The organism is Streptomyces sp. NPDC002076, assembly GCF_053593835.1.
In genome coordinates this window covers 53,720-71,014 of sequence record NZ_JBSFDI010000009.1, presented here as the reverse complement: position 1 = coordinate 71,014, position 17,295 = coordinate 53,720, and the positions used below count along the sequence as shown (strand labels likewise).

Annotated in this window: 15 protein-coding genes; 13 read left to right on the top strand and 2 right to left on the bottom strand. The window is 70.3% G+C overall.

The window, feature by feature from the left end; genetic code table 11:
- The first annotated feature begins 113 nt into the window (after positions 1-113).
- The 3 genes from ACWCQS_RS20410 to ACWCQS_RS20400 all read left to right on the top strand — a co-directional run bounded on the left by ACWCQS_RS20410 (position 114) and on the right by ACWCQS_RS20400 (position 2,838).
- Positions 114-1,667 carry an alpha/beta fold hydrolase gene (locus tag ACWCQS_RS20410; RefSeq protein ID WP_451005713.1) on the top strand — a complete coding sequence of 518 codons (1,554 nt, stop codon included), beginning with the start codon at positions 114-116 and terminating at the stop codon, positions 1,665-1,667.
- Positions 1,668-1,740: 73 nt separating this feature from the next.
- Positions 1,741-2,157, top strand: a complete 417-nt coding sequence (locus tag ACWCQS_RS20405; protein WP_451005712.1) for a RidA family protein — start codon at positions 1,741-1,743, stop codon at positions 2,155-2,157.
- Positions 2,158-2,313: 156 nt separating this feature from the next.
- Positions 2,314-2,838 carry an N-acetyltransferase family protein gene (locus ACWCQS_RS20400; protein ID WP_451005711.1) on the top strand — a complete coding sequence of 175 codons (525 nt, stop codon included), beginning with the start codon at positions 2,314-2,316 and terminating at the stop codon, positions 2,836-2,838.
- A gap of 7 nt (positions 2,839-2,845) precedes the next feature.
- Here the strand turns inward: ACWCQS_RS20400 and ACWCQS_RS20395 are convergent, their stop codons facing one another.
- Positions 2,846-3,430, bottom strand: coding sequence for an adenylosuccinate lyase (locus ACWCQS_RS20395; protein WP_451005710.1), 585 nt, complete (start codon positions 3,428-3,430; stop codon positions 2,846-2,848).
- 392 nt (positions 3,431-3,822) lie between these two features.
- On the opposite strand from ACWCQS_RS20395, the gene ACWCQS_RS20390 reads away from it, so the two are divergent.
- The 9 genes from ACWCQS_RS20390 (at position 3,823) to pssA (ending at position 14,796) form a co-directional block, all read left to right on the top strand.
- On the top strand, positions 3,823-5,628 hold the full coding sequence (locus ACWCQS_RS20390) for a 3-hydroxyacyl-CoA dehydrogenase family protein (protein WP_451005709.1): 1,806 nt from the start codon (positions 3,823-3,825) through the stop codon (positions 5,626-5,628).
- A gap of 154 nt (positions 5,629-5,782) precedes the next feature.
- On the top strand, positions 5,783-6,601 hold the full coding sequence (locus tag ACWCQS_RS20385; protein WP_451005708.1) for a TetR family transcriptional regulator: 819 nt from the start codon (positions 5,783-5,785) through the stop codon (positions 6,599-6,601).
- A gap of 455 nt (positions 6,602-7,056) precedes the next feature.
- Positions 7,057-8,394 carry a crotonyl-CoA carboxylase/reductase gene (ccrA, locus tag ACWCQS_RS20380; protein WP_451005914.1) on the top strand — a complete coding sequence of 446 codons (1,338 nt, stop codon included), beginning with the start codon at positions 7,057-7,059 and terminating at the stop codon, positions 8,392-8,394.
- Between the two features lie 9 nt (positions 8,395-8,403).
- Entirely contained in the window at positions 8,404-10,431 is a 2,028-nt protein-coding gene (locus ACWCQS_RS20375; protein WP_451005707.1) for a protein meaA, read from the top strand.
- The gene (locus tag ACWCQS_RS20370; RefSeq protein WP_388633718.1) at positions 10,428-11,393 is read left to right on the top strand and encodes an HpcH/HpaI aldolase/citrate lyase family protein; all 966 of its coding nucleotides are present in this window, start codon (positions 10,428-10,430) and stop codon (positions 11,391-11,393) included. The genes ACWCQS_RS20375 and ACWCQS_RS20370 overlap by 4 nt, the downstream gene beginning before the upstream one ends.
- Positions 11,394-11,408: 15 nt before the next feature.
- Complete coding sequence (locus ACWCQS_RS20365) at positions 11,409-11,921, top strand: MaoC family dehydratase (RefSeq protein WP_019757884.1); 513 nt, start codon at positions 11,409-11,411, stop codon at positions 11,919-11,921.
- On the top strand, positions 11,921-13,126 hold the full coding sequence (locus ACWCQS_RS20360) for an acyl-CoA dehydrogenase family protein (protein WP_450985162.1): 1,206 nt from the start codon (positions 11,921-11,923) through the stop codon (positions 13,124-13,126). The genes ACWCQS_RS20365 and ACWCQS_RS20360 overlap by 1 nt, the downstream gene beginning before the upstream one ends.
- Positions 13,127-13,295: 169 nt before the next feature.
- A complete protein-coding gene (locus tag ACWCQS_RS20355; protein ID WP_228620641.1) occupies positions 13,296-13,952 on the top strand; it encodes a phosphatidylserine decarboxylase in 657 nt (218 codons plus the stop codon).
- Positions 13,953-13,974: 22 nt separating this feature from the next.
- Positions 13,975-14,796, top strand: a complete 822-nt coding sequence (pssA, locus tag ACWCQS_RS20350) for a CDP-diacylglycerol--serine O-phosphatidyltransferase (RefSeq protein ID WP_323377294.1) — start codon at positions 13,975-13,977, stop codon at positions 14,794-14,796.
- An 87-nt stretch (positions 14,797-14,883) separates the two neighbouring features.
- Here the strand turns inward: pssA and ACWCQS_RS20345 are convergent, their stop codons facing one another.
- Complete coding sequence (locus tag ACWCQS_RS20345; protein ID WP_451005706.1) at positions 14,884-16,020, bottom strand: glycerate kinase; 1,137 nt, start codon at positions 16,018-16,020, stop codon at positions 14,884-14,886.
- 165 nt (positions 16,021-16,185) lie between these two features.
- On the opposite strand from ACWCQS_RS20345, the gene ACWCQS_RS20340 reads away from it, so the two are divergent.
- Positions 16,186-17,271, top strand: coding sequence for an ADP-ribosylglycohydrolase family protein (locus ACWCQS_RS20340; protein WP_451005705.1), 1,086 nt, complete (start codon positions 16,186-16,188; stop codon positions 17,269-17,271).
- Positions 17,272-17,295: the final 24 nt, after the last annotated feature.

The following is a 17,295-nucleotide window of genomic DNA, read 5'->3' as shown; positions in this document are numbered from 1 at the left end:
CCAATCGGGTCATCTCTGCCTATAACGTGTTCTTCTGAGCGCCGATTCCGGGACGATACGGCGGAAGATGTGGACCTTCGCAGTCCACCGACACCGCCGTCCCGGGAGGACGCATGAGAACACGCGCAGCCGTGCTGTGCGCGGCCGCCGCCGTGCTGGCGGGCTCGGTCACCGCCGTTCCCGCGCACGCCGCCCCCTCGGCACACCTCAGCTGGAAGGAGTGCGGCACCGGCAGATATCCGACGCTCCAGTGCGCCTCCCTGAAGGTGCCGTTGGACCATGCGAACCCGTCCGGCCGGCAGATCACGCTCGCCCTCTCGCGCGTCCCGCACACCGCGCAGACCTCCCAGGGACCGCTGCTGGTCAACCCCGGCGGGCCCGGCGGCAGCGGACTGACCCTCGCCGGCTTCGTCGCCTCGGCCCTCCCCCGGAGCGTGGCCGCGCAGTACGACATCGTCGGCTTCGACCCGCGCGGGGTGGGCCGTAGCAGCCCGTCCCTGAACTGCGCGCCGGGCCACTTCAGGACGGTGCGCCCGGACACCGTGCCCGCCACGGCCGCGCTGGAGCGAACCAACCTCGTACGCGCCAGGTCCTTCGCCGCCGCCTGCGGTCGCAAGTACGCCGACGTGCTGCCGTACATCGACACCGTCAGCGCCGCACGAGACATGGACTTCATCCGCCGGGCGCTCGGCGCGCCGAGGATCAGCTACTTCGGCTACTCCTACGGCACCTACCTCGGCGCTGTCTACGCGAAGCTGTACCCGGAGCGGGTCCGCCGCCTGGTGCTGGACTCGGTCGTCGACCCGGTCGGCGTCTGGTACGAGGACAACCTCGCCCAGGACTACGCGTTCAACGACCGCCATCGCGCGCTGATGGCCTGGATCGCCCGGTACGACTCCACGTACCACCTCGGCAAGGACCCCGAGAAGATCGAGGCCGAGTGGTACGCGATGCGGGCGGCCCTGGCGAAGAAGCCGGCCGGCGGCAAGGTGGGCGCCTCCGAGTTGGAGGACACCTTCATCCCCGGCGGCTACTACGACGGTTACTGGCCCTACCTCGCCAGGGCGTTCGCGGCGTACACGCGCGCGAAGAACACCGGGCCGCTGGTGGAGGCCTACCAGAACTTCGCGGCCGTGGGCGGCTCCGGGGAGAACGGCTACAGCGTCTACTCGGCGGTGCAGTGCCATGACGCCTCCTGGCCGGACAGCTGGAACCGGTGGCGCGCGGAGACCTGGGACGTGTACGACAAGGCGCCCTTCATGGCCTGGAACAACGCCTGGTACAACGCGCCGTGCGCGTTCTGGCCGACCGCGCGGCGCACGCGGCTGAACATCGCCAACGCCGAGCTGCCGCCGGTGCTGCTGTTCCAGGCGACGGACGACGCGGCCACGCCGTACCCCGGCGGTGTCACGGTCCACCAGCTGCTCGCCCGATCCAGCCTGGTGGTCGAGGAGGGCGGCGGCAACCACGGCATCACGCTGAGCGGCAACGCCTGCCTGGACAAGTACCTGGCCGCGTATCTGACGAACGGCCGGGTGCCGCGCGGCGCGGGTGTCGCCGACGCGGTCTGCGCGAAGTCGCCCGACCCGAAACCACTGGCGGCGAAGGCGGCGTCGACGTCGTCAGGCGGCTCGGCGCTGCACGGCCTGCTGGGCTTCCGACGGTAGGGACGGCGTCCGCCGGCAGGGCGAATCCGCGACCGGTCGGGGCGTTGTCAGTGGCGTGCGCCACCATGGAGCCATGACCGAACCGACCCGTATCACCGCCCCCGAGGGCGTGGCCCCCGCGACCCAGTACAGCCATGTCGTCTCGGCGACCGGCCGCTTCGTCGCCGTCTCCGGCCAGCTCGCCCTGGACGGGCACGGCAAGCTGGTCGGCGAGGGCGACCCCGCGGCCCAGGCCCGCCAGGTCTTCGAGAACCTCAGGCGCTGTCTGGCCGCGGCGGGCGCCGGATTCGAACACGTGGTGAAACTGACCTACTTCGTCACGGACACGGCCCACCTCCCGGCCATCCGCGCGGCCCGCGCCGCCCACATACCCGACGATCGCCTCCCGGCGTCCTCCGCGGTCCAGGTGGCCGGGCTGGTGGCACCGGAGTTCCTGATGGAGATCGAGGCGCTGGCAGTGGTGGGCGACCGGCCGGGCCAGGGCTCCTAGGCGGGCAGCGGCCAGACCGGCTGCCCCGACGGTGTGTTCGCCGACGAGCTCTTCACCAGTCATCGGGGCCAGACGACCGTCTTCGGTCGGCGCGGCACGTCCGAAGGCTCGCGATGGCGGAACGAGGTCTGCCGGCCGCCGCATTAGGGTGCGGGCATGGATGATCAGCCGACTTTCGTACGCCCCATGAGTCTCGCCGACTGCGACCGCGTCTCCGAGATCCGCATCCACGGCTGGCAGCACGCCTACCAGGGGATCATGCCGCAGTCGTACTTCGACGGGCTCAGCATCGCGGCGGACGCCGAGCGGCGGCGGGCGTGGTTGGCGCAAGGGGACGGCTCGGTGGTGAACCTGGTCGCCGAGCGGGCGGGCAAGGTCCTCGGCTGGGCGGCGTACGGCCCGTACCGGGACGGTGAAGTGCGCACCGGCGACGCCGAGTTGTACGCGATCTACGTCGATCCGGCGCACCTCGGCGCGGGTGTCGGCCGGGCCCTGCTCGCCGAGGCGGTCGAGCGGTGCTCGTCGTACCCGCGCATGTATCTGTGGGTCGTGCGGGAGAGCACCTCCGCCCGCCGCTTCTACGAGCGCGCCGGGTTCCGGCCGGACGGTGCCGAGGAGCCCTTCGAGGCGGGCGGCGTGTCGGTGCCCGAGGTGCGGTACGTCAGGGAACTGCCCGGCTGACGGGGCCTCATCCGACCTCGTCCTGCTGCGGGATGAGGGCCAGCGCCCGCACCGCCGCCTCCGCGAGCGCCGGATGGGCGAAGGCCTCCTTGAGGACGCGGCGGGCACGGGGGTCGCCGAGGGTGCCGAGGCCGTCCACGCAGGCGAGGGCGACGCGGTGGTAGGGGTCGTGCGGGCGCAGCCGGCGTTCCAGAGCGGTGATCAGGGCGGGCACGGACTCCGGGGCGCGCAGGTCGGTCAGCAGCCGTACCGGGTGCAGGGCGTAGGCGACGCGGAGTTCGTTGGTGGCGAGGGCCGCCGCGGCGCGGGCGGTGCGGGGGTCGCCCAGGCGGGCGAGGGCATGGGCGGCGGAGGCACAGCGCGGGGGGTCACGGTGGTTGAGGAGGAGCACCAGGGACTCGAAGGCACGCCGGTCGCCGGCGCGGCCGAGCCGGAACGCGGCCAGTTCCCTGGCCCACAGCGGCTGTCCGGGCGCGGTGAGCACCTCCGCGAGTTCGTCGTGGTCCTCGGTCGCCAGCAGCCGGTCGAACGCCGCCGAACCGTGCGACTCCTGCCGTAAGCGCTCCGTGAGCGATCGCAACTCTTCGTCCACGAAGCCCAGCGTAGGCGGGTCGCGGAGCGTGCGGGAGCTACATCACAAAGTCGGGCCGGACTCAGATCTGGCGCGCTCGTTACTCACGGGTTAAGCTCAGACGAGCGAGTTACCCACTCGCGCTTCCGCTGACGACGGTTTGGTGACGCAGCCGTTGTGAGCGTTGTCGGTTCGGTACGACGTACCGCAATACGACCCGGCTCCGGGACAGGGCCGGTCGGATTCGCCGCCGTTTGCCGTTCACGGGCGTGTGCAGCGCCCGTGGCATCCGGCAGCACCGGGCGTGTGCGCTCAGCAGCCCGGCAACACCCGCATCCCTTTCCGCTCCGCGGTGCGCCCCTCGGCGCACCCGGCGCGCTCCTCGTCGTCACCCTCATTCCTGGAGTCCCGCGATGGCCACTCCCCTTTCCGACTCAAGCCTGTCCCCGCTCAAGACGATCGCCGTCGTCGGCCTCGGCACCATGGGCACCGGCATCACCGAGGTCCTCGCCAAGGCGGGCCGCGAGGTGATCGGCATCGACATCAGCGAGGCCCAGGCGGCGAAGTGCGTCGCCGCCCTGGAGGCCCGCACCGCCGGCTGCGTGGAGCGCGGCCGGCTCACCGAGCAGGAGCGCGCCGACACCCTGGCCCGCGTGCGCACCGCCACCGACCTCGCGGCGGCGGCCGACGCCGACCTCGTCATCGAGGTGGTCCCGGAGTCGTACGAGGTCAAGCACCAGATCTTCCGTGAGCTGGACGGCATCGTCCGCCCGGAGACGATCCTCGCGACCGGCACCAACGCGCTGTCCGTCACCCGCCTCGCCGCCGACTCGGCCCGCCCCGAGCGGGTGCTCGGCCTGCACTTCTTCAACCCGGCGCCGGCCATGAAGCTGGTCGAGATCGTCTCCTCGGTGCTGACCGCGCCGGGCGCCGTCGCCGCCGTCACCGACCTCGCGATCGAGCTGGGCAAGGAGCCGGTCGCGGTCGGCGACCGCCCCGGCTTCGTCGCCGACGGCCTGCTCTTCGGCTACCTCAACCAGGCCGCCGCGATGTACGAGGCACGCTACGCCTCCCGCGAGGACATCGACGCGGCGATGCGGCTCGGCTGCGGCCTGCCGATGGGCCCGCTCGCGCTGCTGGACCTGATCGGCATCGACACCGCGCGCACGGTCCTGGAGGCCATGTACGCCGAGTCCCGCGACCGGCTGCACGCTCCGGCCCCGATCCTGAAGCAGCTCAGCGAGGCGGGCCTGACCGGCCGCAAGTCCGGGCGCGGCTTCTACACCTACGAGGCTCCGGGCAGCGCCACGGTCGTGCCGGACGCGCTGACCCCGGCGGCGGACGCCGCGACCGCGCAGGGGCGGGAGGTCCGCTCCGTCGGCGTCGCCGGCTCCGGCACCATGGCCTCCGGCATCGCCGAGGTGTTCGCCAAGGCGGGCTACGACGTCGTGCTGGCCGCCCGCAGCGAGGAGAAGGCCCAGGCAGCCAAGGCCCGGATCGGCAAGTCGCTTGCGCGCTCTGTCGACAAGGGCCGGCTGACCGCCGAGGCCGCCGCGCAGATCCTGGACCGGATCACCCCGGCCGGGTCCTACGACTCCTTCGCCGAGGTCGACCTTGCCGTCGAGGCGATCGCCGAGGACCTGGAGATCAAGCGGCAGCTGTTCGCCACGCTGGACAAGGTCTGCAAGCCCGGCGCGGTCCTCGCCACCACCACCTCCTCGCTGCCCGTCGTCGCCTGCGCCCGCGCCACCTCGCGCCCGCAGGACGTGATCGGCATGCACTTCTTCAACCCGGCGCCGGCCATGAAGCTGGTCGAGGTCGTGCGGACCGTGCTGACCGCCGACGACGTCCACGCGACCGTCCGCGAGGTCTGCGCGAAGATCAAGAAGCACGCGGTGGACTGCGGGGACCGGGCCGGCTTCATCGTGAACGCGCTGCTGTTCCCGTACCTGAACAACGCGATCAAGATGGTCGAGGAGCACTACGCGTCCCTGGACGACATCGACGCGGCGATGAAGCTCGGCGGCGGCTACCCGATGGGCCCGTTCGAGCTGCTGGACGTGGTCGGCCTGGACGTCTCGCTGGCCATCGAGAAGGTGCTGCACCGAGAGTTCCGCGACCCGGGCCTGGCCCCGGCCCCGCTGCTGGAGCACCTGGTGGCCGCGGGCTGCCTCGGCCGCAAGACCGGCCGCGGCTTCCGCGAGTATGCCCGCCGCTGACGGCGCAGGCGACTGGTCGCGCGCGGAGACGGACTGGGGCGGACTGCTCGACCCGGTGGACGCTCCCCCGCCCTCCTGGGGCGGGGGCGGCTCCCAGGGCGGGGGAAACCCCTCACCCGCGCACCGAACTGCGCACATGCAGTACGTTCGGGTCATGTCCCAGCCCGCCAAGTCCTCACGTACACCAGCTACGCCCGACGCGCCGGAAAGTGCCGCAGGCAGTCGCGCCGCCGCCCAGCGGCTCAAGATGCGCCGAGAACTGGCGGCCGCAGCCATGGAGCTGTTCGCGACCAAGGGGTACGAGGCAACCACCGTCGACGAGATCGCGGCCGCCGCCGGAGTCGCCCGCCGCACCTTCTTCCGCCACTTCCGCTCCAAGGAAGAGGCGATCTTCCCGGACCACGACGACACCCTGATCCGTGCCGAGGCGGTGCTCAACGCCGCCCCCGCGCACGAGCACCCGCTCGACACCGTGTGCCGTGGCATCAAGGAGGTCATGAGGATGTACGCGGCGGCCCCGGAGATCTCGGTCGCCCGCTACAAGCTCACCCGCGAGGTGCCCACCCTCCGGGAGGCCGAGATCGCCTCGGTGGCCCGCTACGAGCGCCTGTTCACCCGCTATCTCCTGGGCCACTTCGACGAGCACGCGCACGCCGACGACGCCAACGACGACCCGTTGCTGGCCGAGGTGGCCGCCTCCGCCGTCGTCACCGCCCACAACCACGTCCTGCGGCGCTGGCTGCGGGCGGGCGGCCAGGGCGACGTGGAGGCGCAGCTCGACCACGCCTTCGCGATCGTCCGCAAGACCTTCGGCACCGGCATCGGCGCCGGACGCAGCTCGTCCCCCAAGCCGGCCACCACCGCCCCGGCGACGGCCTCCGCGCACGGCGAGGTGCTCGTCACGGTCGCCCGTACCGACGCGCCGCTGGACGAGGTCATGCGGACCATCGAGGAAGCGCTGAAGGAGCGCTGAGCGAGGCTCGGTAGCAGCGCCGAGCCCACTCCCCCGCTGTGACAACGGCCACCCGACCGGGTGGCCGTTTTGCCATGTCAGGGCCCGTTTTCGAAGAGATTTCAGGCGCCGTTCGATCGATCATCGCTCATTTGTTACGTAAAGATTTCACCTGAGCCCAACTTCTGGCACTCAGTGCCTTGCAGGCTGACACGCGGTGTCATACGTTGAAGATGTCCGGGCGGCCGGCGAGCAGAGACCGTTCGCTCGCCGGCTGTCCCCAAAGGCCCACGGCCCGCGCGCCCGGACGCCTGCGTCACAGGCAACCTCCTGCGCCACAAAGCGCTGCCGAAGCACCACCCAGCCGAACCGACGGCACCTTCCCCAAACCCTCAGCAGCACTCCCAGCAGCAGCACCGACGAACCCTCAGCGCCCCTCCCTCAGGGCGCTCACCGCCGGAGGCAACACCGTGACCGTGAAGGACATCCTGGACGCGATCCAGTCGAAGGACGCCACGTCCGCCGACTTCGCCGCCCTGCCGCTCCCCGAGTCGTACCGCGCGATCACCGTGCACAAGGACGAGACGGAGATGTTCGCGGGCCTGGAGACCCGCGACAAGGACCCCCGCAAGTCGATCCACCTGGACGACGTTCCCGTGCCCGAGCTGGGCCCGGGCGAGGCCCTGGTGGCCGTCATGGCCTCCTCGGTCAACTACAACTCTGTGTGGACCTCGATCTTCGAGCCCCTGCCGACCTTCGGCTTCCTGGAGCGCTACGGCAAGCTCAGCGAGCTGACCAGGCGGCACGACCTGCCGTACCACATCATCGGCTCCGACCTCGCGGGCGTGGTCCTGCGCACCGGCCCGGGCGTCAACGCCTGGAAGCCCGGTGACGAGGTCGTCGCCCACTGTCTGTCCGTCGAGCTGGAGTCCTCCGACGGCCACAACGACACCATGCTCGACCCCGAGCAGCGCATCTGGGGCTTCGAGACCAACTTCGGCGGCCTCGCCGAGATCGCGCTGGTCAAGTCCAACCAGCTGATGCCGAAGCCGGCGCACCTGAGCTGGGAGGAGGCCGCGGCCCCGGGCCTGGTCAACTCCACCGCCTACCGCCAGCTGGTCTCCCGCAACGGCGCCCAGATGAAGCAGGGCGACAACGTCCTGATCTGGGGCGCGAGCGGCGGCCTCGGCTCCTACGCGACCCAGTTCGCGCTCGCCGGCGGCGCCACCCCGATCTGCGTGGTCTCCAGCGAGCAGAAGGCCGAGATCTGCCGGAAGATGGGCGCCGAGCTGATCATCGACCGCAGCGCCGAGGACTACAAGTTCTGGAAGGACGAGCACACCCAGGACCCCAAGGAGTGGAAGCGCTTCGGCAAGCGCATCCGCGAGCTGACCGGCGGCGAGGACGTCGACATCGTCTTCGAGCACCCCGGCCGCGAGACCTTCGGCGCCTCCGTCTACGTCACCCGCAAGGGCGGCACGATCGTCACCTGCGCCTCGACCTCCGGGTACAACCACGAGTACGACAACCGCTACCTGTGGATGTCCCTGAAGCGGATCATCGGCTCCCACTTCGCCAACTACCGCGAGGCCTGGGAGGCCAACCGCCTGATCTCCAAGGGCAAGATCCACCCGACCCTTTCGAAGGTCTACTCCCTGGAGGACACCGGCCAGGCCGCGTACGACGTCCACCGCAATCTGCACCAGGGCAAGGTCGGCGTGCTCTGTCTCGCCCCCGAGGAAGGCCTCGGCGTGCGCGACGAGGAGATGCGCGCCCGGCACATCGACGCCATCAACCGCTTCCGGAACGTCTGAGGGCCATAGATGACAGAGCGCCAGAAGGACCGTCCGTGGCTCATGCGGACGTACGCCGGCCACTCCACGGCCGAGGCGTCCAACGAGCTGTACCGGCGCAACCTCGCCAAGGGCCAGACCGGTCTGTCGGTGGCCTTCGACCTGCCGACGCAGACCGGCTACGACCCCGACCACATCCTCGCCCGCGGCGAGGTCGGCCGGGTGGGCGTGCCCGTCGCGCACCTCGGTGACATGCGCCGGCTGTTCCAGGACATCCCCCTGGAGCAGATGAACACCTCGATGACGATCAACGCCACCGCCATGTGGCTGCTGGCGCTCTACCAGGTCGTCGCCGAGGAGCAGGGCGCGGACATCACCAAGCTCCAGGGCACGACCCAGAACGACATCGTCAAGGAGTACCTGTCCCGCGGGACGCACGTCTTCCCGCCGGGGCCCTCGCTCCGCCTGACGACGGACATGATCGCGTACACGGTCTCCCACATCCCGAAGTGGAACCCGATCAACATCTGCAGCTACCACCTGCAGGAGGCCGGGGCCACGCCGGTGCAGGAGATCGCGTACGCGATGTCCACCGCGATCGCCGTCCTCGACGCCGTGCGCGACTCCGGCCAGGTGCCGCAGGAGCGCATGGGTGACGTGGTCGCCCGCATCTCCTTCTTCGTGAACGCGGGTGTCCGCTTCATCGAGGAGATGTGCAAGATGCGGGCGTTCGGCCGCATCTGGGACAAGGTCACCCGTGAGCGGTACGGCATCCAGGACCCCAAGCAGCGCCGGTTCCGCTACGGCGTCCAGGTCAACTCCCTCGGCCTGACGGAGGCTCAGCCGGAGAACAACGTCCAGCGGATCGTGCTGGAGATGCTGGCCGTGACCCTCTCCAAGGACGCACGCGCGCGTGCCGTTCAGCTGCCCGCCTGGAACGAGGCCCTCGGCCTGCCCCGCCCCTGGGACCAGCAGTGGTCGCTGCGCATCCAGCAGGTGCTGGCCTACGAGAGCGACCTGCTGGAGTACGAGGACATCTTCGAGGGCTCGAAGGTGATCGAGGCGAAGGTGGACCAGCTGGTCGCGGACTCCCTCGCGGAGATCGACCGCATCCAGGAGATGGGCGGCGCGATGGCCGCCGTGGAGTCCGGCTATCTGAAGTCCCAGCTGGTCTCCTCGCACGCCGAGCGCCGGGCCCGGATCGAGTCCGGCCAGGAGAAGATCGTCGGCGTCAACGCCTTCGAGGGCACCGAGCCCAACCCGCTCACGGCCGACCTGGACACCGCGATCATGACGGTCGACCCGGCGGTCGAGGCCCGGGTCATCGCCGGGCTTCAGAACTGGCGCGACACCCGCTACCAGCCGCCCTTCAACCACCCGCGCCCGTGCAAGGCGCTGGAGCGGCTGAAGGAGGCCGCCAAGGGCACGGACAACCTGATGGAGGCCACGCTGCAGTGCGCCCGCGCCGGGGTCACGACCGGCGAGTGGGCGGGCGCGCTGCGCGAGGTGTTCGGCGAGTACCGGGCGCCCACCGGGGTCTCCTCCGCGCCGGTGGCGGTCGCCGCCGAGCCGGGTTCCGCGCTCGCCGAGGTGCGCGCCAAGGTGGACGCCACGGCCCGCGAACTCGGCGTCGGCAAGCTGCGCTTCCTGGTCGGCAAGCCGGGCCTGGACGGGCACTCCAACGGCGCCGAGCAGATCGCCGTACGCGCGCGTGACGCCGGCTTCGAGGTGGTCTACCAGGGCATCCGGCTGACGCCCGAACAGATCGTGGACGCCGCCCTCGCCGAGGACGTGCACGCGGTGGGCCTGTCGATCCTGTCCGGCTCGCACGCCCAGCTGGTGCCGGACGTACTCCAGCGGCTGCGTGTGGCCGGTGCCACAGATATACCGGTGATCGCCGGTGGCATCATCCCGAATGGTGACGCCGAGCAGCTCAGGGCCGCCGGTGTCGCCGCGGTGTTCACCCCGAAGGACTTCGACATCACCGGAATCATCGGCCGCATCGTCGACGAGATCCGTAAAGCGAACAAGCTCGACCCCCTGGAGGTCCCCGCATGACCACGCCTGTCAACCGCCTTCGACCGCGGCGCTCCTGCCTGGCCGTGCCGGGCTCGAACCCGCGCTTCCTGGAGAAGGCGCAGGGCCTCCCGGCGGACCAGGTCTTCCTCGACCTGGAGGACGCCTGCGCGCCGCTCGCCAAGCCCGAGGCGCGGCACACCATCGTCAAGTTCCTCAACGAGGGTGACTGGACGGGCAAGACGCGCGTCGTGCGCGTGAACGACTGGACGACCGAGTGGACGTACCGGGACGTCGTCACGGTCGTCGAGGGCGCCGGCCAGAACCTCGACTGCATCATGCTGCCGAAGGTCCAGAACGCCGAGCAGATCGTGGCCCTGGACCTCCTGCTGACCCAGATCGAGAAGACGATGGGCTTCGAGGTCGGCAAGATCGGCATCGAGGCGCAGATCGAGAACGCGCAGGGCCTGAACAACGTCAACGCGATCGCGCAGGCCTCGCCGCGCGTGGAGACCATCATCTTCGGCCCGGCCGACTTCATGGCGTCCATCAACATGAAGTCCCTCGTCGTGGGCGAGCAGCCGCCCGGCTACCCGGCGGACGCCTACCACTACATCCTGATGAAGATCCTGATGGCCGCCCGCGCCAACAACCTGCAGGCGATCGACGGCCCCTACCTGCAGATCCGCAACATCGACGGCTACCGCGAGGTCGCGCAGCGCGCCGCCGCCCTCGGCTTCGACGGCAAGTGGGTGCTGCACCCGGGCCAGGTCGAGGCCTCCAACGAGATCTTCTCGCCGTCCCAGGAGGACTACGACCACGCCGAGCTGATCCTGGACGCGTACGACTACTACACGTCCGAGGCGGGCGGCAAGAAGGGCTCCGCGATGCTCGGCGACGAGATGATCGACGAGGCCAGCCGCAAGATGGCCCTGGTCATCTCCGGCAAGGGCCGGGCCGCCGGCATGCAGCGCACGTCCAAGTTCGAGATTCCCGCCGGCTAAGGAGCCCTGAGCACGATGCAGTTCGGACGCACCTACGAGGAGTTCGAGGTCGGGGCGACGTACAAGCACTGGCCGGGCAAGACGGTCACGGAGTACGACGACCACCTGTTCTGTCTCCTCACCATGAACCACCACCCGCTCCACATGGACACGAACTATGCGGAGAAGACGACGGACTTCGGCAAGAACGTCGTCGTCGGCAACTACATCTACTCCCTGCTGCTCGGCATGTCCGTGCCGGACATCTCCGGCAAGGCGATCGCCAACCTGGAGATCGAGTCGCTCAAGCACGTGGCGCCGACCTTCCACGGCGACACGATCTACGGCGAGACGACCGTGCTGGACAAGTGGCCGTCGAAGTCGAAGAACGACCGCGGGATCGTCTACGTCGAGACCAAGGGCTACAAGCAGGACGGCACGCTCGTGTGCGTATTCCGCCGCAAGGTGATGGTGCCGACCGAGACGTACATCAAGGAGCGCGGCGGCGAGCAGCCGGGCCGCCCGGAGCTGAAGCAGCAGGAGAAGTAATGGCCCGTCTCGCCCAGACCGCCGGTCTGACCGACGTCCAGCAGGAGATCCTCTCCACCGTGCGGGACTTTGTCGACAAGGAGATCATTCCTGTCGCGACCGAGCTGGAGCACCGCGACGAGTACCCGCAGCAGATCGTGGACGGCCTGAAGGAACTCGGCCTGTTCGGTCTGATGATCCCCGAGGAGTACGGGGGTCTGGGCGAGTCGCTCCTGACCTACGCGCTGTGCGTGGAGGAGATCGCCCGCGGTTGGATGTCGGTGTCCGGCATCATCAACACCCACTTCATCGTCGCGTACATGCTCAAGCAGCACGGCACGCAGGAGCAGAAGGACCACTTCCTGCCGAGGATGGCGGCCGGCGACATCCGGGGCGCGTTCTCCATGTCGGAGCCGGGCCTGGGCTCCGATGTGTCGGCGATCACGTCGAAGGCGGTCAAGGACGGCGACGAGTACGTCCTGAACGGCCAGAAGATGTGGCTGACGAACGGCGGTACGTCCTCCCTCGTGGCCGTCCTCGTCCGGAGTGACGAAGGACACCCCGAGGGCACCGCGCCCCACAAGTCGATGACGACCTTCCTGGTCGAGAAGGAGCCGGGCTTCGGCGAGGTCCGCCCGGGGCTGACGATCCCCGGCAAGATCGACAAGATGGGCTACAAGGGCGTCGACACCACCGAGCTGATCATGGACGGCCTGCGGGTACCGGCCGATCGGGTGCTCGGCGGCGTCACCGGCCGAGGTTTTTACCAAATGATGGACGGCGTCGAGGTCGGCCGGGTCAACGTGGCCGCGCGTGGCTGTGGCGTCGCCCAGCGCGCCTTCGAGCTCGGCATCCAGTACGCCCAGCAGCGGCACACCTTCGGCAAGCCGATCGCCCAGCACCAGGCCATCCAGTTCAAGCTGGCGGAGATGGCCACCAAGGTCGAGGCCGCTCATGCAATGATGGTCAACGCGGCCCGCAAAAAGGACTCCGGCCAGCGAAACGACCTTGAGGCCGGGATGGCGAAGTACCTGGCCTCGGAGTACTGCAAGGAGGTCGTGGAGGACGCCTTCCGGATCCACGGCGGCTACGGCTTCTCCAAGGAGTACGAGATCGAGCGCCTCTACCGGGAGGCTCCGATGCTGCTCATCGGTGAAGGTACCGCCGAGATCCAGAAAATGATCATCGGCCGCAGGCTGCTCGAAGAGTATCGATTCCAGGGCTGATTGTCCGTATACGGGGTGTTTTCTTCGAGAAGAAGATCACACCCCGTAGATGTAGTTCGGCCGTCGACTCGGCAGCCTGGCTTGCCCAGTTGCGGCCCGCGACCGGTACGATCCCGGGAAAGCCGCCGTCCCCCGTCTTGCGCGGCATCATCCGCTACGAAGGTCATCCATGCCCCACAGCCAAACCTCTGCACCTCGCGACAGCCGAGCCGGCGTACGCCTCGCGCGCGGAGCATCGCCGTGGCTTCTCCCGACCGTCGCCACCGCAGCACTCAGCCTGGCCCGCGCCCGCCGCTCCGGCGCGGCCAAGGCCGTGGCCGTGCCCGCCACCGCGCTCGCCGCGGGCATGCTGTGGTTCTTCCGCGACCCCGAGCGCGAGATCGGCTCCGGCCGGGTGATCTCGCCCGCCGACGGTGTGGTGCAGAGCATCATGCCGTGGAAGGACGGGCGCACCCGCGTCGCGATCTTCATGAGCCCGCTGAACGTCCACGTCAACCGCGCGCCCCTCGCGGGCACGGTGACATCCGTCGAGCACATCCCCGGCGGCTTTGTTCCTGCTTTCAACAAGGAGAGCGAGAACAACGAGCGCGTAGTCTGGCATTTCGACACCGAACTCGGCGACATCGAGATGATCCAGATCGCCGGCGCGGTGGCCCGCCGCATCGTGCCCTACATCCCCGCGGGCACGAAGGTCGAGCAGGGCGACCGTATCGGTCTGATCCGCTTCGGCTCGCGTGTCGACCTCTACCTGCCCGAGGGCGTGGAGGTCGCGGTCGAGGTCGGCCAGAAGACCGTGGCTGGGGTGACTCGCATTGACCGTGATTGATCCGGAGACCCAGGCCGGCTGGGTGCCCGAGGCCGACGAGGTGGACGACGAGGAGGAGATGCCCCTCTCTCTCCGTCTGTCGATAGCGGACACCCTCACCCTGGGCAACGCCACGTGCGGGTTCATGGCGGTGTACTTCACCACCACCGGCATCCTGATCCCGCACCTGACCGGGAACGACGAGTCCGCGGGCATGGCGCGGCACAGCGCCGCCACGGCCGTCATCCTGATGCTCTGCGCGGCCGTCTTCGACCTGTTCGACGGGCTGGTGGCCCGCAAGCTGCGCTCGTCGCCGATGGGCGCGGAGCTGGACAACCTCTCCGACCTGATCAGCTTCGGGCTCGCGCCCGCGTACTTCGTCCTCGTCTACGGCATGGTCGCGGACGACGCACACCAGAGAATGGCGGCGCTAGGGGCAATCGTGGTGCTCCTGGCGGTCGTCCTCCGGCTGGCGCGCTTCTCCTGCGTGACCATGAAGGACGGCATGTTCCAGGGCATGCCCAGCCCCTTCGGGGCGCTGACGGTGGTCTCCATCGTCCTGCTGGAGCTGCCCTTCGTGGCGACGCTGCTGGCGATTCTCGGTACGGCGTGGCTGATGGTGAGCCGGGTGGAGTACCCGAAGCCCAGGGGCCGCCTGGCGGGGGCCATGCTCGCGTGGATCGTCCTGTCGATGGGCCTGCTGGCGGCCTGGGCCTTCGACGCGCCCAGCGGGCAGCTGCTGCTCCAGACGGGCTGCGCGCTCCAGCTGGTCATGGGCGCGGTGATTCCGTTGTTCGCCACGGCTCGGCGGGTGAACAACTTCCGCGACAACCGGCGCGAGGCGCGGGCGGCGCAGTTGCCGTAGCGGCGCTTTGGCAGGGGCCCCGGACCAGGGAACGGTTCGGGGCCCCTCGCTTGTGTGGCCCACCTGGGGGCTCCGCCCCCAGGGGCCTCAGCCCAGGTGGTCCTCGGCGATCCGCACGGCGACCCGCTCGAGAATCGGCCCCGCATCCGCGATGCACCTGGCCACGTCCGGCTCGACGGAGGTCAACGGGTACGCCCTCTCGATCCCCGCCCGCAGCAACGCCTCCGGCGACAGAGCGAGCCGTCCGCACACAGCCACCACGGTCCTTCCCGCGGAGCGAGCCGCGGCAGCCACCCCCGCCGGCGCCTTCCCGTGCAGCGTCTGCTCGTCCAGCGAGCCCTCACCGGTGATCACCAGCGAGGCCCGCTCCAGTGCGGGCGCGAAGCCCAGGACGTCCAGCATGACCTCGATCCCGGGCCGGAAACGGGCGCCGAGGAGCAGCGCGCCGTACCCGATGCCGCCCGCCGCGCCCGCGCCCGGCGACGCCGCGTACTCCGCCGCGCGCGGCCCGACCTCGGCCTCCAGCACCTTGGCGAAGTGGGCGAGGGCCGCGTCCAGGGTCTCCACGTCGTCCGGGGAGGCGCCCTTCTGCGGGCCGTACACCGCCGGCGCGCCCTTCGGCCCGGTCAGCGGATTGTCGACGTCGCTCGCCAGCACCAGCTCCACCGACGACAGCCGCGGGTCCAGGCCGGACAGATCGGTGCGGGCGAGCTCCACCAGCCCGCCGCCGCCCGGCGCCACCGGCTCGCCGTCCTCGTTCAGGAAGCGCGCGCCCAGCGCGGACAGCATGCCCGCGCCGCCGTCCGTCGTGGCGCTGCCACCGACGCCGAACACGATCGTCCGCGCGCCCGCGTCCAGCGCGGCCCGCAGCAGCTCGCCGGAGCCGTACGTTGAGGCGGTCAGGGGCGCGAAGACCCCGGCCGGGAGGCGCTGGAGGCCGCTCGCCTCGGCCATCTCCACGACCGCGGTCCCACCGCGCAGCGCGAACGCGGCGGTCACCTCCTGGCCCAGCGGCCCGGCGACCCGTACCTCGCGGCGCTCGAAACCGGCCGCGACCGCCGCGTCCACCGTCCCGTCGCCGCCGTCGGCCACGGGCAGCGCCTCGATGCGAAGATCCGGCACGACCCGGCGCAGCCCGGCCGTCACCCGCTCGGCGACCTGCACGGCCGTCAGCGAGCCCTTGAACTTGTCCGCGGCGATGAGCACCCGACGGGTCTCGTTCACTGCAGCGTCCGCCACCTTGCTTTCCCCTTGCTCTCCGGGCCCCGCGCACGTCAGGGCCAGTCGCGCCGCTGCGACCTTAACCGGACGAGACCTCCCTCGTCATGCCCCGACCGAAGGCTGGGAACCGGCTGGGAACACCCCGGGTAAAACGGGTAGACCCCAGCCATGACCAGCCAGCGCCCGCAGCCCGCTGACCTCCCGACCCTCGCCGACCGCATCCACGGCGGCTGGCTCGGCCGGATCGCGGGCAACATGCTCGGCAAGCCGGTGGAGCAGGGCGAGGTGTGGACCCGCGAGCGCATCGACCGCTATCTGCGTACCGCCGAGGCGCTGCCGCTCACCGACTATCTGCCCGAACCCGCCGACCCGGCCGAGACCGCCGTACTGCGTCCGGAGTGGCGGGACTGCGTGCGCGGCCGGATCCACGGCAGTGTGCGCGACGACGACGTCGACTACGCCATCCTCGGCCTGCACCTGCTGGAGACGTACGGCTTCGAATTCAGCACCGAGCAGGTCGGCGACCTGTGGCTGCTGCGGCTGCCGTATCTGCAGACCTTCACCGCGGAACGGGCCGCGTACCGCAATCTCGCCAACGGGCTGAAGCCACCGCTGACGGCGACGTACGACAACCCGTACCAGGAGTGGATCGGCGCGCTGATCCGCGCCGACGTCCACGGCTGGACCCATCCCGGAGACCCCGTGGCCGCCGCCGGGCTCGCGCGCCGGGACGCGGTGCTCTCGCACACCGGGAACGGCGTGTACGGCGCCATGTGGGCGGCCGCGCTGATCGCCGCCGCCTTCACCGCCCCCACGGTGCGGGACGCACTCGACACGGCGCTCGGCGTGATCCCGGCGAGCAGCCGGCTCGCCCGTACCGTACGGCGGGTCATGACGCTGCACGAGACACGGCTGCCCTGGGAGGAGACCCTGGCCACGCTGGCCGCGGAGACCGCCGGGCTCGGCTGGATCCACACCGTCCCGAACGCCGCCGTCCTCACCGCCGGACTGCTGTACGGCGACGGCGACTTCACCCGGACCATCGCCCTGACCGTGCGCGGCGGCCTGGACACCGACTCCAACGGGGCTACGGCGGGCTCGGTGGCCGGGGTCCTCACCGGCGCGGACGCGATCCCGGCCCAGTGGAGGGACCCGCTTCAGGACACGGTACGGAGCGCGGTGTTCGGCTTCGACTCCGTACGGATCAGTGCGCTGGCGGAACGCACCCTGCGCCTGGCGACGGCGGGCCGGTAGCCGCCCCGCGCCTGGTTACCCTTC

What these genes read in the sequence shown, in the direction of transcription:
- ACWCQS_RS20410 (WP_451005713.1), top strand. Translation starts at nt 114, where the DNA reads ATGAGAACACGCGCAGCCGTGCTGTGCGCGGCCGCCGCCGTGCTGGCG.
- ACWCQS_RS20405 (WP_451005712.1), top strand. Translation starts at nt 1,741, where the DNA reads ATGACCGAACCGACCCGTATCACCGCCCCCGAGGGCGTGGCCCCCGCG.
- ACWCQS_RS20400 (WP_451005711.1), top strand. Translation starts at nt 2,314, where the DNA reads ATGGATGATCAGCCGACTTTCGTACGCCCCATGAGTCTCGCCGACTGC.
- ACWCQS_RS20390 (WP_451005709.1), top strand. Translation starts at nt 3,823, where the DNA reads ATGGCCACTCCCCTTTCCGACTCAAGCCTGTCCCCGCTCAAGACGATC.
- ACWCQS_RS20385 (WP_451005708.1), top strand. Translation starts at nt 5,783, where the DNA reads ATGTCCCAGCCCGCCAAGTCCTCACGTACACCAGCTACGCCCGACGCG.
- ACWCQS_RS20375 (WP_451005707.1), top strand. Translation starts at nt 8,404, where the DNA reads ATGACAGAGCGCCAGAAGGACCGTCCGTGGCTCATGCGGACGTACGCC.
- ACWCQS_RS20370 (WP_388633718.1), top strand. Translation starts at nt 10,428, where the DNA reads ATGACCACGCCTGTCAACCGCCTTCGACCGCGGCGCTCCTGCCTGGCC.
- ACWCQS_RS20365 (WP_019757884.1), top strand. Translation starts at nt 11,409, where the DNA reads ATGCAGTTCGGACGCACCTACGAGGAGTTCGAGGTCGGGGCGACGTAC.
- ACWCQS_RS20360 (WP_450985162.1), top strand. Translation starts at nt 11,921, where the DNA reads ATGGCCCGTCTCGCCCAGACCGCCGGTCTGACCGACGTCCAGCAGGAG.
- ACWCQS_RS20355 (WP_228620641.1), top strand. Translation starts at nt 13,296, where the DNA reads ATGCCCCACAGCCAAACCTCTGCACCTCGCGACAGCCGAGCCGGCGTA.
- ACWCQS_RS20340 (WP_451005705.1), top strand. Translation starts at nt 16,186, where the DNA reads ATGACCAGCCAGCGCCCGCAGCCCGCTGACCTCCCGACCCTCGCCGAC.